The organism is Stenotrophomonas sp. TWI273 (assembly GCF_039674765.1).
In the GTDB taxonomy this organism is placed as follows: Bacteria; Pseudomonadota; Gammaproteobacteria; order Xanthomonadales; family Xanthomonadaceae; genus Stenotrophomonas.
Genome location: NZ_JBDJOA010000003.1, coordinates 39433 through 60437 on the forward strand (window position 1 = coordinate 39433; position 21005 = coordinate 60437).

Annotated in this window: 20 protein-coding genes; 15 read left to right on the forward strand and 5 right to left on the reverse strand. The window is 68.2% G+C overall.

Annotated elements, in window-relative coordinates; genetic code table 11:
• Positions 1-203: 203 nt before the first annotated feature.
• From ABE571_RS04755 to ABE571_RS04765, 3 genes are read left to right on the forward strand one after another with little or no spacing between them, the layout of a single operon-like run.
• A complete protein-coding gene (locus ABE571_RS04755; protein WP_313218865.1) occupies positions 204-1235 on the forward strand; it encodes a ScpA family protein in 1032 nt (343 codons plus the stop codon).
• A gap of 15 nt (positions 1236-1250) precedes the next feature.
• Positions 1251-2270: an SMC-Scp complex subunit ScpB gene (gene scpB, locus ABE571_RS04760; protein WP_346493307.1), complete on the forward strand. Its 1020-nt coding sequence runs from the start codon at positions 1251-1253 to the stop codon at positions 2268-2270.
• Positions 2263-4119, forward strand: coding sequence for a pseudouridine synthase (locus tag ABE571_RS04765; RefSeq protein WP_346493308.1), 1857 nt, complete (start codon positions 2263-2265; stop codon positions 4117-4119). Before scpB ends, ABE571_RS04765 begins: the two co-directional genes overlap by 8 nt.
• Before the next feature lie 86 nt (positions 4120-4205).
• On the opposite strand, the gene ABE571_RS04770 is transcribed toward ABE571_RS04765, so the two are convergent.
• The 3 genes from ABE571_RS04770 to ABE571_RS04780 all read right to left on the reverse strand — a co-directional run bounded on the left by ABE571_RS04770 (position 4206) and on the right by ABE571_RS04780 (position 6981).
• Complete coding sequence (locus ABE571_RS04770; RefSeq protein WP_123730749.1) at positions 4206-4640, reverse strand: hypothetical protein; 435 nt, start codon at positions 4638-4640, stop codon at positions 4206-4208.
• A 368-nt stretch (positions 4641-5008) separates the two neighbouring features.
• On the reverse strand, positions 5009-5815 hold the full coding sequence (locus ABE571_RS04775; protein ID WP_313210395.1) for an amidohydrolase: 807 nt from the start codon (positions 5813-5815) through the stop codon (positions 5009-5011).
• Between the two features lie 17 nt (positions 5816-5832).
• Positions 5833-6981 carry a pyridoxal phosphate-dependent aminotransferase gene (locus tag ABE571_RS04780; RefSeq protein WP_313210378.1) on the reverse strand — a complete coding sequence of 383 codons (1149 nt, stop codon included), beginning with the start codon at positions 6979-6981 and terminating at the stop codon, positions 5833-5835.
• A 102-nt stretch (positions 6982-7083) separates the two neighbouring features.
• Between ABE571_RS04780 and ccmA the strand changes: the two genes are divergently transcribed.
• The 11 genes from ccmA to ABE571_RS04835 all read left to right on the forward strand — a co-directional run bounded on the left by ccmA (position 7084) and on the right by ABE571_RS04835 (position 15732).
• Positions 7084-7713 (forward strand): heme ABC exporter ATP-binding protein CcmA, encoded by a 630-nt coding sequence (ccmA, locus tag ABE571_RS04785; protein ID WP_346493309.1) that lies wholly within the window; start codon positions 7084-7086, stop codon positions 7711-7713.
• The gene (gene ccmB / locus ABE571_RS04790; RefSeq protein ID WP_313210382.1) at positions 7710-8405 is read left to right on the forward strand and encodes a heme exporter protein CcmB; all 696 of its coding nucleotides are present in this window, start codon (positions 7710-7712) and stop codon (positions 8403-8405) included. Before ccmA ends, ccmB begins: the two co-directional genes overlap by 4 nt.
• Positions 8406-8528: 123 nt before the next feature.
• Positions 8529-9293 carry a heme ABC transporter permease CcmC gene (ccmC, locus tag ABE571_RS04795; RefSeq protein ID WP_346493310.1) on the forward strand — a complete coding sequence of 255 codons (765 nt, stop codon included), beginning with the start codon at positions 8529-8531 and terminating at the stop codon, positions 9291-9293.
• The gene (gene ccmD / locus ABE571_RS04800; protein ID WP_346493311.1) at positions 9290-9475 is read left to right on the forward strand and encodes a heme exporter protein CcmD; all 186 of its coding nucleotides are present in this window, start codon (positions 9290-9292) and stop codon (positions 9473-9475) included. The genes ccmC and ccmD overlap by 4 nt, the downstream gene beginning before the upstream one ends.
• Positions 9472-9933, forward strand: coding sequence for a cytochrome c maturation protein CcmE (ccmE, locus tag ABE571_RS04805; RefSeq protein ID WP_121038127.1), 462 nt, complete (start codon positions 9472-9474; stop codon positions 9931-9933). The genes ccmD and ccmE overlap by 4 nt, the downstream gene beginning before the upstream one ends.
• Complete coding sequence (locus ABE571_RS04810; protein WP_313212256.1) at positions 9934-11847, forward strand: heme lyase CcmF/NrfE family subunit; 1914 nt, start codon at positions 9934-9936, stop codon at positions 11845-11847. It abuts the gene before it with no gap.
• 9 nt (positions 11848-11856) lie between these two features.
• Positions 11857-12462: a DsbE family thiol:disulfide interchange protein gene (locus ABE571_RS04815; protein ID WP_313212257.1), complete on the forward strand. Its 606-nt coding sequence runs from the start codon at positions 11857-11859 to the stop codon at positions 12460-12462.
• Between the two features lie 49 nt (positions 12463-12511).
• Positions 12512-12913 carry a cytochrome c-type biogenesis protein gene (locus ABE571_RS04820; protein ID WP_313212282.1) on the forward strand — a complete coding sequence of 134 codons (402 nt, stop codon included), beginning with the start codon at positions 12512-12514 and terminating at the stop codon, positions 12911-12913.
• Positions 12907-13923: a tetratricopeptide repeat protein gene (locus tag ABE571_RS04825; RefSeq protein WP_346493391.1), complete on the forward strand. Its 1017-nt coding sequence runs from the start codon at positions 12907-12909 to the stop codon at positions 13921-13923. The genes ABE571_RS04820 and ABE571_RS04825 overlap by 7 nt, the downstream gene beginning before the upstream one ends.
• 73 nt (positions 13924-13996) lie before the next feature.
• A complete protein-coding gene (locus tag ABE571_RS04830) occupies positions 13997-15109 on the forward strand; it encodes a homoserine O-acetyltransferase (protein ID WP_346493312.1) in 1113 nt (370 codons plus the stop codon).
• Positions 15110-15117: 8 nt separating this feature from the next.
• Positions 15118-15732: a cold shock and DUF1294 domain-containing protein gene (locus ABE571_RS04835; protein ID WP_313212259.1), complete on the forward strand. Its 615-nt coding sequence runs from the start codon at positions 15118-15120 to the stop codon at positions 15730-15732.
• A gap of 52 nt (positions 15733-15784) precedes the next feature.
• Here the strand turns inward: ABE571_RS04835 and cydC are convergent, their stop codons facing one another.
• Positions 15785-17458, reverse strand: coding sequence for a thiol reductant ABC exporter subunit CydC (gene cydC / locus ABE571_RS04840; RefSeq protein ID WP_346493313.1), 1674 nt, complete (start codon positions 17456-17458; stop codon positions 15785-15787).
• Positions 17455-19185, reverse strand: coding sequence for a thiol reductant ABC exporter subunit CydD (gene cydD, locus ABE571_RS04845; protein ID WP_313212261.1), 1731 nt, complete (start codon positions 19183-19185; stop codon positions 17455-17457). The genes cydC and cydD overlap by 4 nt, the downstream gene beginning before the upstream one ends.
• A gap of 226 nt (positions 19186-19411) precedes the next feature.
• Here cydD and ABE571_RS04850 point away from each other — a divergent pair, with 226 nt between their 5' ends.
• Complete coding sequence (locus tag ABE571_RS04850) at positions 19412-21001, forward strand: cytochrome ubiquinol oxidase subunit I (RefSeq protein WP_313212262.1); 1590 nt, start codon at positions 19412-19414, stop codon at positions 20999-21001.
• Positions 21002-21005 lie beyond the last annotated feature (4 nt).

The window sequence follows — 21005 nt, forward strand, 5'->3', positions numbered from 1 at the left end:
TTGTTGAATCAATCCCGGGCATTCTAGCGGGCTGGCTGGACACTGGCGCGGCAACCCCGTAGTCTTATGTCCATTGCACGTGGCTGGATGCAGCGCCCCGTCGGCAACCGGCTCCACCGCCAGCCGACGACCGATCCACTGCCCCACACCAGCACACGTAGACGACCTCCCCGTAGTTCTGTCGCTGCCCATCGCGGCGCGCCTTGCTGTTTGAAGTGTGGAATCGCGCCGACCCAGGCGTGTCATGGCTTGCCATCCTGCCGCCCGGGACCGTTCCGGACGCTGGCATGGTGCGGCGACCGGTCCGTTGCAATACTGACGTCTATTTGATGACTGCCGAACTCGCGCCCGACGCGAACCCGCCAATCCGAGTGCCCGCCCCACAGCAGCAGGAAATGCCGCTGGCCGTGGTGCATGGACAGCCGGTCCTGCAGATTCCGCAGGACCTGTACATCCCGCCGGACGCGCTGGAAGTCATCCTGGATGCGTTCGAGGGTCCGCTGGACCTGCTGCTGTACCTGATCCGCCGGCAGAACCTGGACATCCTGGATATCCCGGTCGCCGAGATCACCCGCCAGTACGTCGAATACATCAACGTCATGCAGGAGCTGCGCTTCGAACTGGCGGCCGAGTACCTGGTGATGGCGGCGATCCTGGCCGAAGTGAAGTCGCGGATGCTGTTGCCGCGGCCGCCCAGCATCGAGGGCGAGGAAGCCGATCCGCGCGCCGAGCTGGTGCGCCGGCTGCAGGAGTACGAACGTTTCAAGCAGGCCGCCGAGGACATCGACAGCCTGCCCCGCCAGGACCGCGACACCACCGTGGTCCACGCCTTCGTCCCCGACCGCGCGGCCGTCAAGCTGCCGCCGCCGGTGGATCTGAAGGAAATGCTGATGGCGCTGCACGACGTGCTCAAGCGCGCCGAGCTGTTCACCGGCCACGCGATCAAACGCGAGGCACTGAGCGTGCGCCAGCGGATGGGCGACGTGCTGGGTCGTCTGGAAGACGGCAGGTTCTACCGGTTTGAAACGCTGTTCACCGCCGAAGAAGGCAAGCTGGGGGTGCTGGTCACCTTCCTCGCCCTGCTGGAACTGGCCAAGGAACAGCTGCTGGACATCGTCCAGGAAGCTCCGCTGGCGCCGATCTATGTCAAGTCCCTGGCCGCCGGCAACACCAACGAACCGCTGCAGTTCAACAGCGAGTTCGACGACAACGACGCCGCCAACGCATCCGACTGAGCACCCGACCCACGTATGGATCAACCGCTGATCAACCGTATTGTCGAAGGCGCCCTGCTGGCGGCCAGTGAGCCGTTGACGCTGGCGCAGCTGCAGGGCCTGTTCCCGGAAGAGGAGCCGGCACCGCCGGGCAGCATCGAACGCGCGCTGGAACTGCTGCGCGAGGGCTGTCAGGACCGTGGCGTGGAACTGGTCGAGGTGGCCTCCGGCTTCCGCTTCCAGGTCACCAGCGAAGTGCATGGTTACATCACCCGGCTGTGGACGGAGCGCAAGACCCGCTACACCCGTGCCACGCTGGAAACGCTGGCATTGATCGCCTACCGCCAGCCGATCACCCGCGGCGAGATCGAACAGGTCCGCGGTGTGGCGGTCAGCAGCAACATCATCCAGGCCCTGGAAGAGCGCGAATGGATCCGCGTGATCGGCCACCGCGACGTGCCCGGCAAGCCGGCGCTGTTCGGGACCACCAAGGGCTTCCTGGATTATTTCGGTCTCAAGCGCCTGGACGAACTGCCGCCGCTGTCCGAGCTGCGCGACCTGGGTGAGCTGGAACCGCAGCTGCCGCTGGACAGCGAAGGCCAGCCGGCTGGTCGCCTGCCCGCCGGCGCGGCGAGCCCGGAGGCCGAACGGGATACGGACGCGGCCAATGACGACGCCACTCCGGCGCCGTCAGGTCCGTCAGACCCGGCAGACCCGCCAGGCCCGGTGGACCCTGTTGCCGCCCGGCTGGCCGCCCGCGTGGCGCTGGCCTCGGCGAGACTGGCGGAGCAACCGGCAGAACCGGACAATAGCGAGGCGGCCGATGCTTCGGACGCCTCCGACACCCCATCCCATGCGCCGTTGCCGCTTGCCGACGACGACGCGGATACGACCGCCAGCGATGGCGAACCCGATACCGCGCCGGGAGAGCGCGCGGCGCCCCAGAACGAAACCGAAAACAACGCCGTCGCGAAGACGACCGTGGCTGTTGACGAAGCCGATCCCGAACCAGAGGCCGACGCATCCGTTGCCGGCCGGAGCCAAGTAAATGAGTGACACCCCCCGCAAGCCATCGTTGAACAAGCTTTCGCTCAAGCGCGAAACCGCCTCCGAACAGCCCAAGCTCGAAGAGCGCCTGCACAAAGTGCTGGCGCAGGCCGGCCTGGGTTCGCGCCGCGCGCTGGAACAGCGCATCGCCGATGGCCTGGTCAAGGTCAACGGTGAAGTCGCGCAGACCGGCCAGTCGATCAAGAGCGGCGACAAAGTCGAACTGGACGGCCGTGGCTTCGTCGCCACCGCGCTGACCGAAACCTCCCGCGTGCTGGCCTACAACAAGCCGGAAGGCGAAGTGACCACGCGCGAAGATCCCGAAGGTCGCCCGACCGTGTTCGAAGCGCTGCCTGCCCTCAAGGGCGCGCGCTGGATCGCGATCGGCCGCCTGGACATCAACACCACCGGCCTGCTGCTGGCGACCACCGATGGTGAGCTGGCCAACGCGATGATGCACCCCTCCTACGAGGTCGAGCGCGAGTACGTGGTGCGCGTGCGCGCCCCGGAAGGCGAAGAGAAGGTGCCCGACAACATCGTTGACCGCCTCGCGCGTGGCGTGGCGCTGGAAGACGGCCCGGCCAAGTTCGACGAGATCGAACGCATCGGCGGCACCGATTCGCACGACTGGTTCCGCGTGGTGGTCAAGGAAGGCCGCAACCGCGAAGTGCGCCGCCTGTGGGAATCCCAGGGCTGCCAGGTCAGCCGACTGAAGCGCACCCGCTACGGCAAGGTCAGCCTGCCGCGCGAACTGCTGCGCGGCCAGTCGGTCGAACTGCCGGCCAAGCAGGTTGAAGCGCTGCGCGCCGAACTGAAGCTGGAAGAAGGTGCCCCGTCGGCACTGACCCTGCAGCCGGTGATCGGCCAGCGTCGTGCCGCCAAGACCACCGTGCGCGTGTCGCGCGACGGCGGCCGTGGCAACGCCTACGTCAACGGCCACAACTCGGCCGATGAAGGCCGCGAACTGCGTCGTTTCGACAATGTGCGCGAAGAGCGTGGCCGTGGCCGCGGTGGCAAGGGCGGCGGCTTCAAGGGTGGCCTGACGGTCAGCGGTGAAGCGGCGGCCAAGCAGTCGCAGCGCCCGTTCAAGGCGCGCCCGGACAAGGGCAACCGCGCGCTTCCGGAAGGCAACCCGGCCGCGTTCCGCAGCTGGTACGTGCCGGACGGTGTCAGCACCGGCCCGAGCGGCCACCGCAATGCCGGCCCGGGCGCAGCCCGCGGCCCGGGTGCGCGTGGTCCGGGCGCTGGCGCAGGCGCCGGTGGCCAGGGCCGTCCGTACGGCAAGCCGAAGGGTCCGGGTGGCGCAGGCGGCCCGGGGCGCGGCAGCTACGGCGGCGGTGCTGAAGGGCGTGGCGGTTACGCCGGCGGTGGCGGTGGTTACGGCGGCGAGAACCGCGGTGGCGAAAGCCGTGGCGGCTACGGCGGCCAGGGCCGTCCGGCCGGCGCCGGTGCCGGTGGCAACCGCGGTGGCCAGAGCGGCCAGGGTCCGTCGCGTCATCCGTACGGCCATCCGGGCAATGCCCCGAGCTTCCCGTCCGACCACGCCAATCCGGGCAGCAGCCCGTACGGCAGCGCGCGTCCGGCGGGTAACCGCGGTCCGGGTGGTCCGGGTGGCAATCGTGGTCCGGGTGGTCCCGGTGCGCGTGGCCCGGGCGCCAATGCGCGCGGCCCCGGCGGCCCCGGTGGCAACCGCGGTCCCGGTGGCCCGGGCGGCAACCGTGGCCCGGGTGGCCCGGGCGGCAACCGTGGCCCGGGTGGCCCCGGCGGTCGTGGTCCCGGCGGTCCGGGCGGTCGCCCGGGTGGCAACCGCGGCCCGGGTGGCGGCGGTCACCGTGGTGGCGGCCCGCGCGGCGGCTGATCAGTGAGATAAAAAAACCCCGGCTTCGGCCGGGGTTTTTTGTTGGGGCTGAGCGGTGCAGCCACGCAAGGCGTGGTCCTACCCCCTCAACGGCGTTCGATGGTGAACCGCCCCACGCCCACGCCCAGATCCCAGCCCTTGCCGGTTCCGGCCAGGGCCAGCGATACATCGCCCTTGGTCATCACCTGCGCATTGCTGGATTTGTCGGCGCCGGCGTGCGCTTCAACAGCCGCGTAGGAACCGATCAGGTCGTTGACCGAGTAGGCGCCGGAGAACTTGCCCTTGCCGTCGACGATCTTCGACTTGCCCACGGTGAGCCCGCCGCCCTTGGCGGTGATCTTGACCGGGATGCGGGTGCCGTTGTCGCACTGGATGGTGCCGGTACCCGAGGCGGTCTTGTACAGCACCGACCAGCCGGCGAGGTTGTAGTGCAGCTCGCAGTCAATGTTGCCGGCGGCCTGCGCGGCCGGGACGGCCGAGATGCCGGCCAGTGCGATCAATGCCAGGGAGAACTTCTTCATGCGGGTCCGCTCGTACTGAAGGGGTAACAAGCCGAATCTAGCAGCGCGCGCGTGTGGCGCGGATGATGCGCATCGCGCGCATCCGGCATCCGTTCAGCACGAGCGGCCCGGGTAGTAGTGCCGGCCGCTGGCCGGCTCCAGGCAATCCTGCAACGCCCATGAGTGCCGGCCGCTGGCCGGCTCCAGGCAATCCTGCAACGCCCATGAGCGCCGGCCGCTGGCCGGCTCCAGGCAATCCTGCAACGCCCATGAGTGCCGGCCGCTGGCCGGCTCCAGGCAATCCTGCAACGCCCATGAGCGCCGGCCGCTGGCCGGCGATGCGCACCGCCAGCAACGTGCAGAGCCGGCCAGCGGCCGGCACTACCGTTTCAGCTGCGTTCCTGCAGGCTGAAACTGTCGGCATCGAGCATCGCCGGGAAGCGCGCGCGGTGGGCGGCGAGTGCCGCGGCCGAGATCGTGGTGGTGACCACCTGCTCGGTTTCGCGCACTTCCACCTGCGGCTGGCCGAGGAAATCGATCACCGCACTGTCGCCGGCGTAATGCAGCTCGTTGCCGTCCACACCGATCCGGTTCACCGCCGCCACAAAGCAGAGGTTCTCGATCGCACGCGCACGCAGCAGCGTCTTCCACGCATAGGCGCGGGCCGATGGCCAGTTGGCCACGAAAATCTGCAGATCGAAATCCAGCTGATCGGCGCGCTCGACGTTGTAGCGGTTGCGGCAGAACACCGGGAAACGCAGGTCGTAGCAGACCTGCGGATTGATCCGCCAGCCTTTCCACTCCACGCACAGGCGCTCGCGGCCGGCGGCGTAGCGCTCGTGCTCGCCGCCGTAACGGAACAGGTGGCGCTTGTCGTAGTACTGCAGCTCGCCCTCCGGCGTGGCCCACAGCAGGCGGTTGTAGACGCCCTCGCCCACCCGCAGCTGCACGCTGCCGGTGACCGCCGCGCCCAGCCGCACGGCCTGCTCGCGGATCCAGGCGACGGTGGGGCCGTCCATGCCCTCTGCCTTGTCGATGGCATCGTTGGAGAAGCCGCTGGTGAAGGTCTCCGGCAGGATCACTAGATCGGTCTGCCCGGCCAGCGGCGCCAACAGCGCACCGTAATGCGCGCGGTTACCCGCCGGGTCGTGCCAGCGGGTGTCGCCCTGGATCAGGGAAATGCGCAGATCCTGCAGCTCGGTCACGGCACCCATCACAGTGCCCGCAGGCGGTCGATCGCCGCGTCCATCGTGGCGTCGTTCTTGGCAAAGCACAGGCGGACCAGACGCTGGCCGGCCGGGGCGGTCTCATAGAACGGCGACAGCGGGATCGCCGCCACGCCCTTCTCGATCGTCAGCCATTTCACGAATTCGTGGTCCGGCAGATCGCTGACGGCCGCGTAATCCACCAGCTGGAAGTAGCCACCCGGCACCGGCAGCGGTGTCAGGCGCGTGGTCAGCAGCTGCTCGCGGAAGCGGTCACGCTTGGCCTGGTAGAACGCACCGAGTTCCAGATGGTGCTCGGGCTCATCGCGGATCATCGCGGCGAAGCCGTACTGGGCCGGGCCGAAGCTGGTGAAGGTGTTGTACTGATGCACCTTGCGGAACTCGGCGGTCATCGCCGGCGGCGCAATGGCATAACCGATCTTCCAGCCGGTGCAGTGGTAGGTCTTGCCGAAGCTGGAAATCACGAACGCGCGCTCGCGCAGTTCCGGATGGCGCAGCGAGGATTCGTGGCGACGACCGTCGTAGATGATGTGCTCGTACACCTCATCGGAGATCAGGTAGATGTCGGTGCCGCGCAACACATCGGCCAGCGCCTGCATGTCCTCGGCGGTCAGCATCGCGCCGGACGGGTTGTGCGGGGTGTTGACCATCAGCAGGCGGGTGCGCGGGGTGATCGCGGCACGCACGCGGTCCCAGTCGACCGCGAAGGTCTGCGGGTCCAGCGGCACGTGCACGGCACGCGCGCCGGCCAGGTCGATCGCCGGCTCGTAGCAGTCGTAGGCCGGGTCGAGCACGATCACCTCCTCGCCGGGGCGGACCACGGCGTGGATGGCGTTGAAGATCGCCTCGGTGGCGCCGCTGGTGACGGTGATCTCGGTATCCGGATCCACCTGGGCGCCGTACAGATCCAGTGACTTCTGCGCGATGGCCTGGCGCAGCGGCGCCACGCCGGTCATTGGCGGGTATTGATTCAGACCGCCCTGCATCGCGGCGACGGTTTCATCGATCAGCCGCTGCGGTGCGGAGAAATCCGGGAACCCCTGGCCCAGGTTGACCGCGCCGTGTTCGGCGGCGAGCTGGGACATCACGGTGAAGATGGTGGTGCCCACCTTGGGCAGCTTGGTTTGCGGTTGCATCGGCAGCAGGGAAAGAACCGGGGGAACTCCCAGTGTACGCAAATCATCCTGCCCGTTCCCCCGATACAATGGCGGCCCATTCCGGTGCAAAGATCCCGCCCCTTGAACGCCCCTCCGTTGCTGGCCGCGCATGGCCTTGGCTTCAGTCGCAACGACGAACCCGTCTTCGGCCCGCTGGACCTGCACGTGGATGCCGGCGAAGCGCTGCTGGTGCAGGGCGACAATGGCGCCGGCAAGACCACCCTGCTGCGGGTGCTGGCCGGCCTGCTGCGCGCCGGCAGCGGCCAGGTCGATATCGATGGCAAGCGTGCCGGGCACAAGGAGCGCGCGAACTATGTGGCCTACCTGAGCCACCTGCCCGCACTGAAGCCGGACCTGGACACGCTGGAGAACCTGCATTTCCTGTGCGGACTGCACGGCCGCCGCGCCCGCCAGATGCCCGGCAACGCGCTAGCCATCGTCGGCCTGGCCGGCTATGAGGACACCTTGGTGCGACAGCTGTCGGCCGGGCAGAAGCGACGCCTGGCGCTGGCCCGCATCTGGCTCTCGCCCGCGCCGCTGTGGCTGCTTGACGAGCCGTACGCCAATCTCGATCTGGACGGCATCAACCTGGTGAACCGCATGATTTCCGCGCACCTGCGCAGCGGCGGTGCCGCCCTGGTCACCACCCACGGCGCGTACGCCGCGCCACCGGTGCGCACGCGCCTGCTGACCCTCGGAGCGGCGCCATGATCGCGCCGGGTACCGAACCGGGTCTATGGCAGACCGCGCGGGCGCTGGTCGCCCGCGACATGCGCCTGCTCTGGCGCCGCCGCGGCGATGCGCTGCAGCCCCTGCTGTTCGCGTTGCTGGTGGTGGTGCTGTTCGCATTGGCACTGGGCCGTGATCCCGAGGCGATGGCACGCGTGGCCGCAGCCGTGATGTGGCTGGCGGTGCTGCTGGCCGGCCAGCTGGCCCTGGATTCGCTGTTCCGCAGCGACGCCGAAGATGGCTCGCTGGAGCAATGGCTGCTGGCCCCCGTCCCGCTGGCCTGGCTGGTGCTGGTGCGGGTACTGGTGCACTGGGTCACCACCGCCCTGCCGCTGATCGTGATGTCGCCGTTGCTGGCGGAAATGCTGCATCTGCCGCATGACCAGCTGCCGATGTTGCTGGCATCGTTGCTGCTGGGAACGCCGCTGCTGAGCTTGATCGGCGGGGTGGTCGCCGCGCTGACGGTCGGCATCCGGCGCTCTGGTATTCTCGTGGCGCTGCTGGCCCTGCCGTTGTATGTGCCGGTGCTGGTGTTCGGTGCGGGCAGTGTGGCGGCGGTCGCCCGCGGCCAGGACCCGATCGGTGCGCTGCTGATGCTGGGCGCCGGGCTGGTGGTGGCGCTGGTGCTGGCCCCGCTGGCGACGGCCGCGGCGATCCGCATCTCGCTGAGTTGAGCGGTATGGCGTACTGTCGGTGGCGTGAACTGCGTTGTGAGCGTCACCTGCCTCCGCGTCAACCGTTGCCGAGCCACTCCACGTCCGTTCCATCGTCGCCCTTCGTTGGATAGCCACTGCCGCATGCACCCGATCGTCCGCTGGTTCCACCAACTCGGTTCGCCGCCCACCTTCGACCGCTTTGCCGCGCGCTGGTCGCGGGTGTTCTACCTGGCGGCGGTGCCGGTGCTGCTGGTCGGCATCTGGCAGGCGCTGGCGGTGGTGCCGGCCGACTCCAAGCAGCTGGACAGCTTCCGCATTCTCTATATCCACGTGCCGAGCGCGTGGATGAGCCTGTTCGTGTTCGCGCTGATGGCGCTGTACGCAGCGATCGCGCTGATCTGGCGGATCAAGACCTGCGAAATCCTGGCGATGGCCTGTGCCCCGCTCGGCGCCGGCTTCACCCTGATCACCCTGCTCACCGGCAGCATCTGGGGCAAGCCGACCTGGGGCACCTGGTGGGACTGGGACCCGCGCATGACCACCGAGCTGATCCTGCTGTTCCTGTACCTGGGCGTGATCGGCCTGTACCACGCCATCGAGGACCGTCGCAGCGCCGCGCGCGCAGCGGGCCTGCTGTCCATCGTCGGGGTGAGCCTGCTGCCGGTGATCCGCTATTCCGTGGAATGGTGGGGCAGCCTGCACCAGGGCCAGACCATCCGCCTGTTCGGCGAGTCGACGCTGGATGCCAGCATGGCGCTGCCACTGTGGCTGATGGTGATCGGCACCAAGCTGTGGTTCGCCGGCTCGCTGCTGGCCAAGGCCCGCGCCGACAACCTGCTGCGCGAAGCCGGCAAGGCCTGGGTCGCCGCCGGCCCCCGTGCCCCGCTGGAGGACAGCCGCCCATGACCCACCTGCCCTATGTGATTGCCGCCTATGCCGTGTTCGTGCTGGTGCTGGGCAGCGATGCCATCGGCTCCTGGCTGCGCCTGCGCTGGGCGCGCCGCCTGGCCGCGCGCCGCCAGCAGCGCCAGCAGGCCCGCGCTGCCGCCGGCCGCCCACCGCCGCTGGCACCGGAGCTGACCCGATGAATCCGGTCAGGCGTCGCCGCCTGCTCTGGGTGATGCTGCTCGTGCTGGCCTCCGGCCTGGCGACCGCGCTGGTCGCGATGGCCCTGCAGCGCAATATCGCCTACCTCTACACCCCCTCCGAAGTGCTGCGTGGCGATGCCGGCGATCACGCCCGGTTCCGTCTGGGCGGCATGGTGGTCAAAGGCTCGCTGCAGCGCGCACCCGGTTCGCTGGATGCGCACTTCGTGGTCACCGATGGTGACGCGACATTGCCGGTGATCACCTCGCGGATCCTGCCGGACCTGTTCGCCGAGGGCACCGCCGTGGTCGCCACCGGACGCCTGCAGGACGGCCGTTTCGTTGCCGAAGAAGTGCTGGCCAAGCACGACGAGACCTACATGCCCAAGGAAGTGGCCGACAAGATGGGTCAGGCACATATCAAACACGATGTGCCCGTGCCGGCGCCGGAGACGTACTGAGTGCTGCCGGAACTGGGGCAGATCCTGCTGGTCACCGCACTGTTGATGGCCGTGCTGCAGACCGTGCTGCCGCTGTGGGGCGCCCATCGCGGCCGCGCCACGTGGATGGCGGTGGCGCGACCGGCGGCGTACGCGCAGCTGGCGCTCCTGCTTGGGGCGTTCGGCGTGCTGACAGCGGCGTTCGTCACCCAGGATTTCTCGGTGCGCTATGTGGCGGAGAACTCCAACTCGCTGCTGCCGCTGGCCTACCGCTATTCGGCGGTGTGGGGCGCGCATGAAGGCTCCCTGCTGCTGTGGGCGCTGGTGCTGGCGCTATGGTGCGGCGCCGTGGCGCTGTGGTCCAAACGCCTGCCGGCCGAGGTGTCCGCCCGCGTGCTGGGCGTGCTTGGCATCATCAGCATCGGCTTCCTCGCCTTCCTGATCTTCACCTCCAACCCGTTCGCGCGGCTGCTCCCGGCGCCGCTGGAAGGGCGCGACCTCAATCCGCTGCTGCAGGATCCCGGGCTGATCATCCACCCGCCGATGCTGTACATCGGGTACGTGGGCTTTGCGGTGCCGTTCGCATTCGCGATCGCCGCCCTGCTGGAAGGCCGCGTGGATGCGCGCTGGCTGCGCTGGACGCGACCATGGACCAACGTGGCCTGGGGCTTCCTGACCATCGGCATCGCACTGGGCAGCTGGTGGGCGTATTACGAACTGGGCTGGGGCGGCTGGTGGTTCTGGGATCCGGTCGAAAACGCCAGCTTCATGCCGTGGCTGGCCGGTGCGGCGCTGATCCACTCGCAGGCGGTCACTGAAAAGCGCGGCAGCTTCGCCAGCTGGACGCTGCTGCTGGCCATCGCCGCATTCGCGCTGTCACTGCTCGGCACCTTCCTGGTGCGCTCGGGCGTGCTGACCAGCGTGCATTCGTTCGCGGCCGATCCTTCGCGCGGCACCTTCATCCTGATTTTCCTGGCCCTGGTGATCGGCGGCGCGCTGCTGCTGTACGCGCTGCGGGCCGGCGCGCTGACCAGCGAGGATCCGCGCCGCGGCTTCCTGCCGACCTCGCGCGAGACCCTGCTGCTGGCCAACAACCTGCTGCTCGCCGCCGCCTGCGGCATGGTTCTGCTGGGCACGCTGTACCCGCTGCTGGCCGATGCCTTGGGCCTGGGCAAGGTCTCGGTCGGGCCGCCCTACTTCGGCACGCTGTTCGTGGTGCTGATGGCACCGCTGGTAGCACTGCTGCCGTTCGGGCCGCTGGTCAACTGGCAGCGCGACCAGGCCTCGCGGCGGTTGGCGATGCTGGCACCGTGGGCCGGGCTGGCCCTGCTGCTGGGCGTGATCGCGTACTTCATGGCGCCGCAGGGCGCGTTGAAGACCGCCGCCGGCGTGACCGGTGCGGCCTGGGTCGCGTTCGGTACCGGGCGTTTCGTCTGGACCCGCCTGCGCGGCAATGGCAGGTTCACTGCCGAGATGGTCGGCATGCTGCTGGCCCATGGTGGGGTGGCCGTGTTCCTGGCCGGCGCGCTGCTGGTCGAAGCCTTGAACGTGCAGCGCGAAGTCGCGCTCGCCCCCGGGCAGTCGCTGGTGGTGGGCACCTATGAAGTGCGCTTCGAAGGCGTGGACCACCAACAGGGCCCGAATTACGTCGCCGATCGCGGGCACCTGCGCGTGCTTCAGCACGACCGCGAACTGGCCCTGCTGCATCCGGAAAAACGCCTGTACGCCAGTGGCGGACAGGTGATGACCGAGGCCGGCATCCACGCTCGCCTCAACGGTGATGTTTACGTGGCACTCGGCGAGTCGCTGGGCAACAATGCATGGGCCGTGCGCGTGCACATCAAACCGTTCGTCCGCTGGATCTGGCTGGGCGCGCTGCTGATGGCACTGGGTGGCTTCGTCACCGCCGCCGATCGTCGTTTCCGTCGTCCCTAGGAGTTTCCCGTGTCCGATCCCCGCCCCGCCTCCCGTCCGCTGCCGCCCGTGGCCATCGTCATCGGGGTGCTGTTCTTCTTCGGGCTGTTGGGGCTGATGATCTACGGGGTGATGAAATCCGGTGCGCCGGACCGCGATGTCCTGCCCTCGGCACTGATCGGCAAGCCCGCACCGGCCTTCGAACTGCCGGTGCTGCACGATCCGCACATCAAGGTCAGCAGCACCGAACTGCGCGGCGCCCCCTACGTGCTCAACGTCTGGGGCAGCTGGTGCGCGGCCTGCCGCGACGAACATCCGATCCTGACCAGATTCGCCGAAACCAAGCGCGTGCGCGTGATCGGCTACAACTGGAAGGACGAGCCGGCTGATGCCCTGCGTTGGCTGGAACAACTTGGCAATCCGTTCGTGCTGGTGCTGAGCGACATCGAAGGCCGCACCGCGATCGACTGGGGCGTCACCGCCGCGCCGGAGACCTTCCTGGTTGACGCCAGTGGCGTGGTGCGCTGGAAGTACAGTGGCGCGCTAAGCCAGCGCGTCATCGATACCCAGCTGATTCCGGAACTGGAAAAGGTGGAGCGTGCCAATGCCCAGCCGCAGCTGCCCGCCTCGCCGTAACCGGATGCTCCGCCAGGTCGGCGTGGCGCTGATCGCGCTGACGCTGTCCATGGCCTCGCCGGTGATGGCGCAGGCCGTCTCCGACCCGACCCCGTTGCAGTATCGCGATGCCGCCGAGGAAGCCCGCTTCCACGCGCTGGCCGCCGAGCTGCGCTGCGTGCAATGCCAGAACCAGTCGCTGGCCGATTCCAATGCGCAGATCGCACATGACCTGCGCCGCGAGGTGCTGGTGCTGATGCAGCAGGGCAACAGCGACGCACAGATCAAGCAGTTCCTGGTCGACCGTTATGGCGAGTTCGTGCTGTACCGGCCACCGATGGAGGCACGCAATGCGCTGCTCTGGTTCGGCCCACCGGTGGCGCTGCTGCTCGGCGCGGGCGTGCTGATCTGGGTGGTGCGTCGGCGCAGCCGCGGGATCGAACCGATGGACAAGAGCGAGGAGCGCTGGTGAGCCTTTGGATGGCCCTGAGTGCCGCGGTGGTCGCGGCGGCCGTTGCGGCATGCGTACTGTGGCCGCTGCGTGCGGGCGGCCAACACCGTCCCTTCGCGATCGCGATGCTGGCCCTTGGGTTGGCCGGTGGCGCGTTGTACCTGCTGGTCGGCACGCCGGATGCCGCCGAGCGGACGGCGGCCAGTAACGAACCCGCCACACTGGAAGATGGCGTGCAGGCGCTGGAAGAGGCGCTGGCGAAAGACCCGCAACGCGCCGATGGCTGGGCCCTGCTCGGCCGCTCGCAACTGGCGCTGGGCAAGCTCGCCAAGGCCACGGCCGCGTTCGACCGCGCGGTGCAACTCGCCCCGGACGACCCCGGCGTGCTGGTCGAAGCGGCACAGGCGCGCGCCCAGGCCGCACCCGGCAAACAGTTCGACGACCAGGCCCTGCAATGGCTGCGCCACGCCAACGCACTCGCGCCGGAGAGCGAACGCGCCGGCTGGCTGATCGGCATTGCCCTGCGCCAGCGCGGGCAGGACGCCGAGGCGGTAGCCGCCTGGGAAGCACTGCTGCCCCGCCTGGAGCCGGGTGCGGCGCGCGCGTTGCGCGAGCAGATCGCCATCGCCCGCGGCGCTGCCGGTCTGCCGCCGCTGGTGGAAACGCCTGCCCCTGCGGCGGCTGGCGACCACGCCCTCGCCGTGCAGGTGCGCTTCGCGCCCGGAACCGCAATGGATCCGGCCTGGGCCAACGCCACGGTCTTCGTGATCGCACGCGCGCCGGACGGCCCGCCGATGCCGGTCGCGGTGCAGAAGCATCCGGCCAGCCGGCTGCCGCTGCTGGTGACGCTCGGCGATGGCGACAGCCCGATGCCAACCAGCACGCTGTCCCAGCTGCAGGAGGTCGAGGTAGTGGCACGGCTGTCGCGCTCGGGCCAGGCCAACCGCCAGCCGGACGATGTGGAAACCGCGCCGGTACGGGTGCGCCTGCCCCACGCCGGGCCGGTCTCCCTGGTGTTTGATCGCCCCTGACCGATGCGCGGCCGCGACGCAGCGTGCCGCTCACCACTACGGCGCCATCGCGGCGCCCGGCTAAACTGCGTGCATGACTGAATTCATTCCCCCCGGCACCCGTTATCACGCCCTGCCCTCGCCGTTCGCGTTCAAGCGCGGCGGTGAACTGCACGATGCGCACGTTGCCTACGAAACCTGGGGCACGCTCGCTGCCGATGCCGGCAATGCGGTATTGATCGTCACCGGGCTCTCGCCCGATGCGCATGCCGCGGCCAACGCCAACAACCCGGCCGCCGGCTGGTGGGAGGCGATGGTCGGCCCGGGCAAGCCGATCGATACGGATCGCTGGTTCGTGATCTGCGTGAACTCGCTGGGCAGCTGCAAGGGCTCGACCGGTCCGGCCAGCATCGACCCGGCCACCGGGGAGCTGTACGGCCTGCGCTTCCCCGAACTGTCGATCGAAGATGGCGCACGCGCAGCGGTCGAGGTGGTGCGCGCATTGGGCGTGACCGAGCTGGCCTGCGTGATCGGCAACTCGATGGGCGGGATGACCGCGCTGGCGCTGCTGTTGCTGCACCCGGGCATCGCGCGCAGCCATATCAATATTTCCGGCAGTGCCCAGGCGTTGCCGTTCTCGATCGCGATCCGCTCGCTGCAACGCGAGGCGATCCGGCTTGATCCGCAGTGGAATGGCGGTCGCTACACCGACCAGGCCTATCCGGAATCGGGCATGCGCATGGCCCGCAAGCTCGGCGTGATCACCTATCGCTCCGCGTTGGAATGGGATGGCCGCTTTGGCCGCGTGCGCCTGGATTCGGACCAGGCCGATGACGATCCGTTCGGCCTGGAGTTCCAGGTCGAAAGTTACCTGGAAGGCCATGCCCGCCGCTTCGTGCGCTTCTTCGATCCCAACTGCTATCTGTACCTGAGCCGCTCGATGGACTGGTTCGACCTGGCCGAATACGCCGACGGCGACGTCATGGCCGGGCTGGCGAAAATCCAGGTGGACAAGGCGCTGGCGATCGGCGCGAACACCGACATCCTGTTCCCGGTACAGCAGCAACAGCAGATCGCCGATGGCCTGCGCGCCGGTGGCGCCGACGCACAGTTCATCGGGCTGGATTCACCGCAGGGCCACGATGCCTTCCTGGTCGACTTCGCCCGGTTTGGCCCGGCGGTCAGCGGCTTCCTGTCCTCGCTCTGAGTTTACCCATGCGCCTTCAAGGAAAGATCAGCGAGTGGAACGACGCGCGCGGCTTCGGCTTCGTACAGCCCAATGGCGGTGGCGAGCGATGCTTCGTGCATATCCGCGCCTTCGCTGCACGTGATCGCCGCCCGGTGCTGGGCGATGTGATCACCTATGACGTGCAGGCGGATGCACAGGGACGCCGCAATGCGGTGGCGGTGCGGTTCGCGCTGGCTCGGGATGGTGGTCGTCCTGCTGCACGCACTGCGGTGCGTGGTGCGGGGCCGGATCGACTGCCGCGCACCGCCATCGCACTGGTGTTCCTCGCAGGCCTCATTGCCGTGGCGATGTGGCAGCACTGGCCGACGTGGGTACCGGGTGCGTACCTGGGCCTGAGCGTGGTGACCTTTGCCTGGTACTGGTATGACAAATCCGCCGCCCAGAATGATCGCCAGCGCACACCGGAAAGCACGCTGCAGGGCCTGGCCCTGCTCGGCGGTTGGCCGGGTGCGTTGATGGCACAGGCCATGCTGCGGCACAAGAACCGTAAAGCCGCCTTCCAGCAGGTGTTCTGGGCGGCCGTAGTGATCAACATCGTGGCGCTGGGAGGGTTGATCCGCGACGGCAGGTTCTTCGGGTAGATCCACGCCATGCGTGGATGCTGTGCACGTAGTGTGCGGATCGCCTTCGGCGCTACCCTTCCAACCTTCCATCCCGCAACCGGTAACTCCGATGCACGATGCCCTCCGGCAATTCGTCGTGGGTGATCATCAACAGACTGCGCTTGCCCAGCGCATCCACCATGTCATGCAACAACGCATGCGCGGTGTCCACATCCAGGCCTTCGGTCGGCTCGTCCAGCAACAGGATCGGTGCGTCACGCAGCAGCGCGCGCGCCAGCGCCAGGCGCCGCGCCTGCCCGGCTGACATCGTGGCGCCGTTCTCGCCCACCCACGCCGCCAACCCGCCGATCTGCTCGGCCCAGGCATGCAGACGGACCTCCGCGAGCACCTGCCACAATCGTTCATCGCTGGCCCGTACATCGCCGAGCCGCAGGTTGTCGGCCACGGTGCCGGCGAACACGGGCGCGTTCTGCGGCAGCCAGGCGATCTGGCGATGCCAGTCGGCCTGGGCGAAGCGGCGGATATCGGTATCACCGTAACGCACGCTGCCGGCCTCCGGATCCCATAGCCGCAACAGCAGCGATGAGAGCGTGGTCTTGCCACTGCCGCTGTCACCGCGGATCGCAATCCGTTCGCCCGGCGCGAGTTCCAGTTGCACCTGGTCGAGCAACACACGGCCCTGGCCGGGCCAACGGAACACCACCTGATCGAACCGCAGCGTTGCAGGCACGGATGGCACGGTCACCGGCGCGGCGGCTTCCACCACGCCAGGCGCCTGGTCCACGATGGCCTCCAGCCGCACCGCGGCGACGCGGCCGGACAACCACGATTGCCAGGCCAAGCCGATCCCGGCCCACAGCTCCAGCAGTGCGACGGTCAGGAATACCAGTGCGGCCGCCAGCGCGGCATCCACGCTGCCGCGCTCGAAGGCATGCAGGGCCAGCCACAGCATCGCGACCAGGCCACCCGCGCCGCACAGACCGTGCAATGTATTGCCACTGATCAGCCGCCAGCGGCGACGCTTGTCACGCGACTTCAGCTGTTTGGCTGCCACCCGCACGCGCTGGTTCCAATGCTCACGTGCCTGCAGCGCGGCGAGGTCGGCCGCGCCTTCCAGCCCTTCGAAGGATTGGGTACGCAGCTGTGCCCGGTGCAGCGCGCGGTCGCGCTCCTGGTCGGCGGCGCCACGCACGGTCAGCCACGGTACCCCCAGCCCGATCAGCAAGGCGAGCACCGCCAGCAGAGCGGCCGCTGGCAGATAGATGATGCCCGCCGACACCACCGCGACCAGCGAGATGCCGCCCAGCGCCAACAGCGGGCCGATCGCGCGTACCAGCAGGCCATCGACCTCGCCGATATCCGACATCAGCCGCGCCAGCAGTTCACCGGTGCGTACACCGGCCAGACGGGCCGGTGCCAGCGGCAGCGCACGACGGAAGAACCACACGCGCAGGTCACGTGCGATGCGCAGGGTGACATCGTGGCCGACCAGCTTTTCGAAATAGCGCGACACGATGCGCGCCATGGTCAGCCCGCGGATGCCCGCCGAGGGCGAGAAAAAGTTGAACCCATTGCCGAGCCCGGCGGCACCGGCCAAGGCGGCGGCGGTGAGGAAACCACCGGACAGGCCGAGCAGCGCGGTGCCGGCCAGCATCGTCGTCCACAGCAGCAGCACGGTCAGCAGCAGCCGGCCACGGTGCCGGGCGAACACGCCCTTCAGCGAATCGATGTGCGCCGCCTTCATGGCGTTACCTCCGAGGCCAGGCGCGCACCACCGGCGGTCAGGGTCAGGCGGGTATCTGCCCAGCGCATCGCGGTCTCGCTGTGGGTGGCGATCACCACGCTGCGCCCGCGCGCGAACGCCGCCAGGGTACGCAGCAGATCGGCTTCGGTGTCCGGATCGAGGAAGGCGGTCGGCTCGTCGAGCAGCAGCAGCTGCGGATCGCGCAGCAGCAACCGGGCCAGGCCGATGCGGCGCGCTTCGCCACCGGACAATCCGAAGCCGCGCTCACCGATCACGGTGTCCAGCCCCTGTGGCAGTGCGGCAGCGAAGCGCATCACCTGGGCGGCCTCGGCCACGGCGCGCAGGTGCGCATCGGTCGCGCCCGGTGCGGCCAGGCGCAGGTTGTCGGCGATCGTGCCGTGGAACAGATAGGGGCGCTGCCCGGCGTAGCCCACGTCCAACCCCGGGCGCAGCACGATGCTGCCCTCGCGCGGGGGCAGCCACCCGGCCAGTGCTTCCAGCAACGTGCTTTTGCCACTGCCGCTGGGGCCGATCAGCGCCACGCGCTGCCCGGGCTCGATCTGGAATGAAAGCTGCTGCACCACATCGTGATGCGCACCCAGTGGTCGCAGGCTCACCCCACTTACGACGACCGGCGGGGCGTGCTGTTCGAGCAGTTCCGGAGCGCGCGCGGTGGCCGGCGATGCGTCCTCGGCCACGGGGGCGTCCGGCAACTCGCCAAGCAGGCGCTCCACTTCGGCCGCCGCGGCCAGCGCGTTGGCGCGGTCGTGGTAATGCGCGGCCAAGCGCCGCAGCGGTGCATAGAACTCCGGTGCCAGCAGCAGGCAGAACATGCCCACGCCGAGCGTCGGCACCTGTGCATGCAGCGACATCAGGCCGAGATAGCTCAGGCCCAGATAGAGCGCCACCATCGCCACGCTGACCGACGCGAAGAACTCCAGCACCGTCGAAGAGAGGAAGGCGATCCGCAGCACTTTCAAGGTGCGCTCGCGCACACCTTCTGCCGCCGTGGCCACACCGTCCAGCTCGGCCTCGCCTCGCCCGTACAGGCGCAGCAGACCGAGCCCCTTGATGCGATCGGCGAAGTGGCCGCTCATCCGCGCCAGTTCGCCCAGCTGCGCACGGCCGGCGGCTTCCGCGCCCCAACCGACCAGCATCATGAAAAACGGCACCAGCGGCGCGGTGAACAAGAGAATCAGTGCGATCACCCAATCGGTCCAGGCCACGGCGATGGCGATCAGCAGCGGGACCACGACCACTTCGATGCGGACGGGCTGATAGCCGGCGTAATAATTCTCAATCGCATCGGCATGGGCGAGCATTAGTTCACCGAGTTCACCGGTGCGCTGCTGGCGCAACCACAGCGGGCCACGCCCGAGCAGGCGCTGGTAAACCCGTTCACGCAGCGCCAGCCGCGCCGCATCGGCGACGTCACCAGCTGCCGCCTGGGTCGCGCTTCCCAGCAGGGTGCGGATGCCCAGCACCGCCAGCAAGCCCAGCAGCACGGGCGTGGCGTCGGCCAGTGGGCGGTGATCCACCAGCACCGCCTGGATCAACCAGGCGATGGCAGCCGCCTGCCCGATCAACAAGGCGCCGGACAGGCAGATGCAGATCGCCGCCAGCCGCTGCTTGCCGCGGGCGGCCGCCGCCAGCCCACCCAGCCAGTGCAGGCGACGGCGGCGCAGGGCGGTTGTCTCAACAATGGACGCGTCGGGGGGTATGCTCAAAACAAGTCACTGGCGGCCACAGGGAGGTTCCGTCGATTGTAGTAGGTGCTGGCCCCGCCCCCGTGCGGCCAGCGGTCGCAGGGGTGGGATGCATACGATCCCCGCGCAGGTCTGTTTGTACATTGATCTGAATCAAGGCTGTTTGAAGTTGCTGGTCACAGAATTCACCCCGTAGACCCCCCTTCCCGCCACCTGAAACGGCAAAACCCAACGAGGTAGCCAGGCCATGATTGATCAGACAGTCGTAGAACTGTCGCGGCTGCAATTCGCTCTGACCGCGATGTACCACTTCCTTTTCGTTCCCCTCACGCTTGGCCTGTCCTTCATGGTGGCCATCATGGAGAGCGTCTACGTCATGACCCGCAAACAGGTCTGGCGCCAGATGACGCTGTTCTGGGGCACGTTGTTCGGCATCAACTTCGCCATCGGCGTCGCCACCGGCATCGTGATGGAATTCCAGTTCGGCATGAACTGGTCGTATTACAGCCACTACGTGGGGGACATCTTCGGCGCACCGCTGGCGATCGAAGGCCTGATGGCGTTCTTCCTGGAAGCGACCTTCATCGGTCTGTTCTTCTTCGGCTGGAAGCGCCTGAGCCCGGTCAAGCACCTCACCGTGACCTGGCTGATGGCCCTGGGCACCAACCTGTCGGCGGTGTGGATCCTGATCGCCAACGGCTGGATGCAGAATCCGACCGGCGCGATCTTCAATCCGGAAACGATGCGCATGGAGGTGGTGGATTTCGCCGCCGTGCTGTTCAACCCGGTGGCCCAGGCCAAGTTCGTGCATACGGTCAGTGCCGGCTACGTGACCGGTGCGGTGTTCGTGATGTCGATCAGCGCCCTGTTCCTGCTGCGCAACAAGCACAAGGACATGGCACGCCGTTCCTTCGCGGTGGCGGCCGCCTTCGGCCTGCTGTCCTCGCTGTCGGTGGTGGTGCTGGGTGACGAAAGCGGTTATGCCGCCAGCGAACACCAGAAGATGAAGCTGGCCGCGATCGAAGCCATGTGGGAAACCGAGCGTGCGCCGGCCGACTTCACCGCCTTCGGCATTCCCAACCAGACCACCCAGCAGAACGATTACGCGATCAAGATCCCGTACCTGATGGGCCTGATCGCCACCCGTTCGCTGGACCAGCCGATCCCGGGCATCCTGGAACTGGTGGGGCGCGCCGAGAACCGCATCCGCGGTGGCCAGCTGGCCTACGGTGCACTGGAACGCGTGCGCAAGGACAAGAACGACGTCGAAGCGCGCGAGATGTTCGACCGCCATTGGCAGGATCTGGGCCACGGCCTGCTGCTCAAGCGCTATCGCGAGGACATCCTCAACGCCACCCCGGAAGAAATCTCCAAGGCCGCGATGGATACCGTGCCGCGGGTCGCCCCGCTGTTCTGGACCTTCCGCATCATGGCCGGGCTGGGCTTCTACCTGATCGCCTTCTTCGCACTGGCCTTCTACTACTCGTGCCGCCACAACTTCCAGGACAAGCGCTGGTTCCTCAAGCTCGCCCTGTGGTCGCTGCCGGCGCCGTGGATCGCGATCGAATGCGGTTGGTTCGTGGCCGAGTACGGTCGCCAGCCGTGGGCGGTGGACGGCGTGCTGCCGACCTTCTACGCCGCCTCGGGCCTGGCCCTGCATGAAATCCTGACCACGCTGGCGGTATTCACCGCGCTGTACACGGTGCTGCTGGTCATCGAAGTGAAGCTGATGCTCAAGGCGATCCGCAAGGGCCCGGACGACATCCTGCCGTCGCTGCAGGCTGCAGCCACGTCCCTTTCCCCCAATGCCGCTGCGCCGACCCACGGTCGGGCGTAAGGCA

Excerpts from the sequence above, each read along its gene's own strand:
- scpB (WP_346493307.1), top strand. The coding sequence starts at position 1,251 with ATGGATCAACCGCTGATCAACCGTATTGTCGAAGGCGCCCTGCTGGCG.
- ABE571_RS04765 (WP_346493308.1), top strand. The coding sequence starts at position 2,263 with ATGAGTGACACCCCCCGCAAGCCATCGTTGAACAAGCTTTCGCTCAAG.
- ABE571_RS04770 (WP_123730749.1), bottom strand. The coding sequence starts at position 4,640 with ATGAAGAAGTTCTCCCTGGCATTGATCGCACTGGCCGGCATCTCGGCC.
- ABE571_RS04780 (WP_313210378.1), bottom strand. The coding sequence starts at position 6,981 with ATGCAACCGCAAACCAAGCTGCCCAAGGTGGGCACCACCATCTTCACC.
- ccmB (WP_313210382.1), top strand. The coding sequence starts at position 7,710 with ATGATCGCGCCGGGTACCGAACCGGGTCTATGGCAGACCGCGCGGGCG.
- ccmC (WP_346493310.1), top strand. The coding sequence starts at position 8,529 with ATGCACCCGATCGTCCGCTGGTTCCACCAACTCGGTTCGCCGCCCACC.
- ccmD (WP_346493311.1), top strand. The coding sequence starts at position 9,290 with ATGACCCACCTGCCCTATGTGATTGCCGCCTATGCCGTGTTCGTGCTG.
- ccmE (WP_121038127.1), top strand. The coding sequence starts at position 9,472 with ATGAATCCGGTCAGGCGTCGCCGCCTGCTCTGGGTGATGCTGCTCGTG.
- ABE571_RS04820 (WP_313212282.1), top strand. The coding sequence starts at position 12,512 with ATGGCCTCGCCGGTGATGGCGCAGGCCGTCTCCGACCCGACCCCGTTG.
- ABE571_RS04830 (WP_346493312.1), top strand. The coding sequence starts at position 13,997 with ATGACTGAATTCATTCCCCCCGGCACCCGTTATCACGCCCTGCCCTCG.
- ABE571_RS04835 (WP_313212259.1), top strand. The coding sequence starts at position 15,118 with ATGCGCCTTCAAGGAAAGATCAGCGAGTGGAACGACGCGCGCGGCTTC.
- cydC (WP_346493313.1), bottom strand. The coding sequence starts at position 17,458 with ATGAAGGCGGCGCACATCGATTCGCTGAAGGGCGTGTTCGCCCGGCAC.
- ABE571_RS04850 (WP_313212262.1), top strand. The coding sequence starts at position 19,412 with ATGATTGATCAGACAGTCGTAGAACTGTCGCGGCTGCAATTCGCTCTG.